Annotated in this window: 6 protein-coding genes; all 6 read right to left on the bottom strand. The window is 63.9% G+C overall.

All coding sequences use genetic code 11. The features are described 5' to 3' along the window. Positions 1–173: 173 nt before the first annotated feature. Positions 174–713: a hypothetical protein gene (locus tag E3T24_RS00190; RefSeq protein ID WP_166789137.1), complete on the bottom strand. Its 540-nt coding sequence runs from the start codon at positions 711–713 to the stop codon at positions 174–176. A 14-nt stretch (positions 714–727) separates the two neighbouring features. After that, complete coding sequence (locus E3T24_RS00185) at positions 728–1,567, bottom strand: hypothetical protein (protein ID WP_134434131.1); 840 nt, start codon at positions 1,565–1,567, stop codon at positions 728–730. Positions 1,568–1,872: 305 nt separating this feature from the next. Then, positions 1,873–3,684 (bottom strand): TraM recognition domain-containing protein, encoded by a 1,812-nt coding sequence (locus tag E3T24_RS00180; RefSeq protein WP_134434130.1) that lies wholly within the window; start codon positions 3,682–3,684, stop codon positions 1,873–1,875. Positions 3,685–3,711: 27 nt separating this feature from the next. Continuing rightward, a complete protein-coding gene (gene dprA / locus E3T24_RS00175; RefSeq protein WP_241978573.1) occupies positions 3,712–4,671 on the bottom strand; it encodes a DNA-processing protein DprA in 960 nt (319 codons plus the stop codon). Between the two features lie 89 nt (positions 4,672–4,760). Continuing rightward, positions 4,761–6,305, bottom strand: a complete 1,545-nt coding sequence (locus E3T24_RS00170; protein WP_241978572.1) for an ATP-binding protein — start codon at positions 6,303–6,305, stop codon at positions 4,761–4,763. After that, complete coding sequence (locus E3T24_RS00165) at positions 6,248–6,688, bottom strand: hypothetical protein (protein ID WP_134434127.1); 441 nt, start codon at positions 6,686–6,688, stop codon at positions 6,248–6,250. Before E3T24_RS00165 ends, E3T24_RS00170 begins: the two co-directional genes overlap by 58 nt. Positions 6,689–6,701: the final 13 nt, after the last annotated feature.

Raw genomic sequence — 6,701 nt, 5'->3', positions numbered from 1 at the left:
GCGATCAAAGATGGGCTGGGCATGGTGGATCGGTTCCTGGTTCTCGCCCTACGTCATGCGGCGGACTTGCTGTTAGCTGCTGGCCTCACCCAACCCTGACACGTAGGGTTGAGGCGGGGCAACTGGTTTGCCTACTGTGCGAATTGAAATACTGGGGTCGACTGAGCCGCTGCCTATTCGTGCCACGGCAGCTCTGCTAAGGACTTCTTGTTGAACTCTCTCATGATGGCAATGTCATCTATCCGCACGACCTCGATTATGCTCCGCAGAAGCCAAATCAGACGCACACTTGAATGCACGATGAAGAGGATCGCTAGCTCAAACAGCCACGGTGCAATGAATAGGAGGGCGGTTGGAACGAGGATCGACGCAAGCAACGAGAGTCCCGTGGCACTAAGACCAGAAGAACTCGTCGAGGCCCAATTGGCAGCAAGACTCTTGCCTCCGCTGATTCGCAGTTGGCGGAATCTGATTGAAGTCGCCGATAAGCCGAACACAACAACAACTCCAGCGAAACCAGCAACGATTGCCGCGCCGCCCAGGAGTCCTAGATATATCGATGCTTGCAGCCCGCGGTCAGCGTCGAGAAAGTCTTTCCAGACGTTGGGGACCTTACCCAGTCCAGTCGTGACCGCGTGAATAGTCACCAGTAGGGCACACACGGCATTGATCGCCCAAGGGTTGTCTACGACATTCATCCTGCGACCACTCATTGCTGGACCCTTCCCTAGAGCTTCTCTCTGAACCTACGGATGGCCTCCGACATCGCGCTCAGTATGACAGCGGGTAGCGGTTCCTCATCCTCGGAGTCGCCAATCTCCTCTGTCAGGGTGACACGGTCGAGAGTGAAGTCGATGCTGTCCTTCGCGAGGTGCCCACCCGGCTCGCCAACCAAGAGAGTCGCTTTGGCAGTCTTAAAAGCACCGGACTCAACGAGATCTCTGACACCTTCCGCAAGTGCTTCAGCGCCGGCTTCGTCTGGAATGCTATTCCCGTAGCTGACGATCATTTCAACGGACACACCGCCGGCTCCAAGATTCTGTACGCTCTGCATAGCCCGCCCCACCTCGCTTGTCGCGGGGCCGTTATGGAGGGCGTCCGGATCCACCTTCAGATGAATACGGGTCGCTCCCTGGGCCCGTGCCAGCCGCTCAAGCTGGTCGTGGCGGGCATACGGGCGGAGTTCCAGACGGTCGTCAGTGCCCACGAAGCCAGCTGCGTGGTTGAGCCACTCAGTGATTGCAGAGAAGGTGGGTCCGCTCGACGATCGGAGGACTGCTAAATAGTTAGTTCCACTGATTGGCAACAGATATGCGGGTTCAATCAGTGCTCCGATGACGCCGGTCGACGCCAGCGATGCGTGGACACCGTGGCTATCCCTGATGTCCGGCCAATCCGAACCGGGGCGCAGCTTGCCGATGTAGAGGTAGGACAACGCGGGTGATCTCTCCGCCCTCACTTCCCCCTCGTACTTCCGAGTTCGAATCTCTGTGCGTCGTATGTCTTCGTCGAGACCTGCGAGGTGGATGAATAGAGACTCCCAGAATCCGGCCTCGTATTCCTTCACGTTGTTCTTCTGATCCAGAACAATTGCGTCAAAGAAGTAAATTGTGCGTTGCTTGCCGTGCGACAAATGGTCCCCCCGAGTTGTGAGTTCAGTTTTGCATACGCCGACAGTCGCCCTAGTAGAAATGCCCGTTGATCAATACTTTGTCCCGCGTACGTGGGGTGCCGTGGATCGTAATTGGACCCCGGCGTACCGGCGGCACGCAGGTACATGGTGTCACCAGTTGGGACTGTGGCCAGCTCAGAGTCGGTCACCGTGCCGGTGAATGTCAGGTGGCGGGTAAAAGTGTCAAGAGTGCTCTGCCATCACTCGGTCTGGCTGACCGGGTGGTCCGCAGGCCGGTGATGAGTCGGCGCGCGCATCAACGCTTCGATGTCCGCCCGCTCCTCTCGCAGCTCCTTGGCGTCGGGGCGTGCGGTCCACATCCTCAGGCTGGCGACGACGGGCGGTGCAGCTCGGAGCATGATCAGGCCCGTGCCGAACGGGAGAGTGCGGATCGTGTCCGGCGGCATAATCGCGACGCGGCGGATCGAGCGTTGTGCTGAGCGTGAACCGCGATCGCCGATCGTCGTCGAGTCTGTCGACTCGTCGCGGTCGCCGATGAGCGTCGAGAGGTCCTGCAGATCTCGAGAATTGGATGCTCCGCCAAGCACGATCTTGACGATCGATGAGTCCCAAATGGTGCCGGCTGCGTTGTCGCTCCACTTCGTGCGTGCCTGCGCGAGTGACTGCAGCACCGGCATGGTTGTGATGCCGGTGCCTCCGCCCTCCGCCATCAGGGTAGGGAGGGAGGGGAGTGGCGCGAGGTTACCGATCTCGTCGAGGGCGAGCAGCAGGGGCGGGTCGAGTCTCGCACCCGCGCTTCGTGCGGCGATGCGGCGGGCGGTCTCGACGAGGTCCTCGACGAGCGCTGATACGAGTGCGGCGGAGTTGTTCGAGCCTGCGCCGGTTGCCAGAAGGTACAGAGTCCCGTTGCTCCGCAAGAATCCTTCCGGGTCGAACTCCTCGCCCTCGCTCGGTGAGACGGCATCCAGTACTCGGGGGTCAGCCAATGCACCCAACGAGAGGGAGACTCCCTGCCAGATGGAGTCGCGGGTCCTGGGATCGGCCTCGAGCATGGCTTGCAGGGAGTCGCCCCAGCCGGTCGCCGCTGCTGGGGTGCTCAGCAGGATGGAGACCGCATCGTGGGCTGCCGCAGGGTCGAGGGTCCAGCGGAAGAGCTCGGCTGGCGAGCACCCGTCGAGCGCCGCCGCATGGAGGAGGGATTGAAGGGCCGTGCGGGTCTTGGCCTCCCAAAACCCGCCACCATCTACGCCGCCTGCGGCCAGTCCGGTTCCGGCTGCCAGCCCCGCCGCGCGGATCATCGCCGTGAGCGGGTCCTCGCAGCCGCGGATCGGCGACCAACGAAGTCCCACCGGAATGCCCGGCGCAAGCTGCTGGGGATCGAACACCGCCACGGGCCCCAGTCGTTGCCGTGCGCGCAGCGTGGTGGTGAGGTTATCGGGGCGTGTGGAGGTGGTCACGACGGGGCCGGGCGCGTCGAGGATGGCGTTGATCACGATGTGCGCCCCCTTTCCCGAGCGCGGCGGGCCGATAACCAGGATCGAGTCCTCGACGCTCGCCCAGACAGTGGTGTTACGGGATCGGCCGATTCGATAACCGACCTCACTGGGGGCGGCGCTCGTGAGGGAAGGACGAAGGTGCGCCGCTCGCTTCAGGAGCGCCTGGTGCGATGCGGCTCGGGTTACTTCGGCGCGGGTTGCGATGCCGGGGATCCGGTGCGGGTCGACTTTGACTGCGCGGCCCGTGCCCCTGAACATCCGCCACAACCAGATGACCGCAGCCACTGCGAGACCGAGCAGCACGATCGACGTGAGCCAGTACGCGAACGGGTTCAGGCCTGGTGCTTGCAGGGCCGCCGACGGGTTGCCTGGGTTGAGGAGCACGGCGAGTCCGGCTTCGGGCCCGCCGGCTGGTTGGGCCCTTCTCGTCGCCCACGCTGCGACAGCACCCGAGGCGCGGAGCAGTAGGGCAAACGCGGACACACCGATCAGGATCCCGATGCCGAGGTTGGCCAGCTCGTCGCCGAGCGTGGCCTGCGATCGTGGCGTGCTCATCGATTCTTTCCGTTCCGGGGAGATCGGTTAGAACCGGAGATCCGGACCAGTCCGGCTGAACCGTCGCGTGGGCGAGTACGCGAACGTCCGGTCACCTGAGAAGCCGGCCGTGGAGTCCAGCAGGTCTGTGACATCCTGCGCGTCGATGACGAGGCTTGCGATTCCCTCCTGGACCAGCCGGTGGCATCCTGCGCTTGCCGGGCTCGTCACCGGTCCAGGAACGGCGCCGACCGGCCGACCAAGTGAGTGAGCCTGCCCGGCGACGTTCAGCGAGCCGGATCGATGTCCCGCCTCAACGATGACCGTTGCGGCAGAGAGGGCCGCCAGAATCCGGTTCCGTTGGAGGAAACGCCACCGAGTGGGGGTGGAGCCGGGCGGCAGCTCGCTCACGAGCAGTCCGCCGCTCTGTTCAATGCGCTCGAAGAGTTGCTCGTGGCCGACCGGGTAGCCCCGGTCGAGCCCTCCGGCGAGCACGGCGACCGTAGAACCGGGATGGGTGGCGGTGGCTGCTCGATGTGCTGATCCGTCGATGCCGTAGGCGCCTCCGGACAGGATTACGCGGCCCTGCGAGGCGAGGTCGGAGGCGAGTTCGGTCGCCACTTGGCTGCCATAGGCCGTCGCGGCTCGAGCGCCGACGATAGCGACTCGACCGGGGAGAGGAACCGAGAGTCGACTTGGGTCGCCCTTGAGCCAGAGCGCGATCGGGGCACTCGTGCTGAGCTGTTGCAGTTCGCCGGGCCAGTCGATGTCCTCCGGTGTCAGCAGTCTCAACTTGTGGCGCTCCATATCGGCCTGGATCCGTTCGATTTGACCAGGGTTGATTCGCGGGGCCAAACGTCGTCGCCACAGCTCACCCTCAGCGGGGTCGACGCCGTTCGGAAGTCGAACGCCTGAGGTGATGAGTCTCACTGTCTCCGCTGCGCCGAGCCTTGAGACCAATGTTCCCGTGATGAGGTCGCCCGGCTCGGACAGTGCCGCGAGGGTCATCCTCGCTTCTCGCTCTTCAATCATGCTCTCGGCCATTACAAGGCCTCCTCGCTCTGAATAAATGGTGCGCTCGGGGTCACGCATCTCGGTTACTGACCTGAGGTCATTCGGGCGGTCGTGTCGAAAGTCTCGAGCTCATCGGGGTGCAGCTGGTGCTGCACAACGAAGCTGCGATCCTTGATTCGCCAGAGGCCCTGTCCAGTGCCCAGTGCGGGGAGTAACTTCTGCTCGGTTCGGCTGAGCCCGAGTGCGCTTGCCGTGGATCCGAGCTGGTCCGGTTCCTGGCGGTAGACGATGCGAGTCTCCGCGTTCGCCAGCAGTGACGACGCGAGCGCGCGCATCGCGGATCCCGAGTCGCCGACGTTGTCGAGGTCGCTGAGCTTGTGGAAGACGAGCATGTTCGCAATACCGAAGTGCCGGGCCAGACGCCACTGGGCATCCATTCGTCGCAAGAGGGCCGGATACGCCATGAGCCGCCATGCCTCGTCGTAGATGACCCACCGCTGGCCGCCGGCCGGGTCGGCGAGCGCGGACTCCATCCATGCAGATGAGCAGGTCATCAGCACGGAGATAAGCGTGGAGTTCTCGGCCACGCGGGACAGATCGAGGGAGACCATGGGCAGGGAGGGGTCGAAGCGCACAGTGGACGGTCCGTCGAAGAGTCCGGCGAGGTCCCCGGCAACCAGGCGACGCAGCGCATGGCCGACGAGGCGTCCATCCTCCGCAAGCCGGCCCTCGTCGTCCTCGGGGTTCGGGGCGAGGATGCGATCCACCACCATCGGCAGGATCGGCACTTCTGCGCTCCGAACGGTATCCGCCAGTGCGAGGTCGATGGCCGCGTGCTCGAGCGGACTGAGGGTTCTATCAAGCACGGTCTCGGCGAGTGCGCCGATCAGGTCACGGCGCCGCGAGGCCAGCTGTGCCGACCACTCGGCATCCGATGCGGATGCCGCCCGGTGCCCCTCATCGAGCGGATTCAATCGGTTGCGTAGGCCATGGCCAAGGATGATTGCCTTGCCGCCGACGGCCTCGGCGACGGCGGTGTGCTCGCCCTTCGGGTCCCCAGGAACGTAGACGCGTCGGCCGAAGGGGAGTGAGCGTGTGTAGAGCGACTTCGCCAGCGAGGACTTGCCGGAGCCGACGATGCCGGCGAGGACGATGTTCGGAGCGGTGATCATCCCACGTTGGTAGAGCACCCAGGGGTCGTAGACGAAGGAGCCACCCGAATAGAGGTCCTGCCCGACGAAGACGCCAGCCGATCCGAGTCCGGCCTCAGCGAGAAATGGGTAGTGGCCGGAGAGCGTCGCGGAGGTGTCCTGGTGCTTGGGAAGCCGTAGGCGTCCGGGCATCCGCAGTTGTGCGGAACCCGAATCACCGGCGGCGGAAAGGTAGGCCCCCGATCGTGCCTCGTCGCGCTCGGCGAGCCATCGCGTGCGCGCCTCGAGATGCTTCGCCTTCTGAGCATCCGCTTCGATCTTCGCGGCAGCTCGCCGGCGAGCTCGACGGTCGCGGTGCACCTCGCCGTGCGGCTCGACCAGCGTCGTCGTGTGTAGCCGCTCATTCACCCCCGCATTGTTCACAATGCCACCCTGTGCCCTACGCGACTTGCTGACCGGTCGCGTGAGGCGACCCATGGGTCGGCAACGTCCGGATGCGCTCGAGCAGTCTGTATGGCTGACGCCCTGGACGCCGGGACGAGTTCTGATTCTGAATCGGCCGGATGCTGACGCAACAGCGATACGTAACCGAACGTCGTGCTGTACGTCAATGCGTAGGTCGAGCCGTCGCTCTCGATGGTTCTGTCGGTCGATCCAGCCGGGATGCCGTCGTAGACGTACCCGTTTTCGAGCGCGGCATCGGTTGTCTCCTCGCCGTAGTCCCATTGCTGCAGGTACTCGATTGCCACGGCAGCTCCGTTGCGGTCGATCATGCCGAGCACCTCATCGGCTTCGGCTCCCTGCAGGAACGTGACGCTGATCCATCGGGAGGCTGGTGTGTTCGGGTGTGTGTAGAACATGTCGGCTCCAATC

The sequence above is a fragment of the Cryobacterium sp. TmT2-59 genome (assembly GCF_004403545.1).
In the GTDB taxonomy this organism is placed as follows: Bacteria; Actinomycetota; Actinomycetes; order Actinomycetales; family Microbacteriaceae; genus Cryobacterium; species Cryobacterium shii.
The sequence above is the reverse complement of the archived record's forward strand: the minus strand, read 5'-3'. Positions and strand labels throughout refer to the sequence as shown.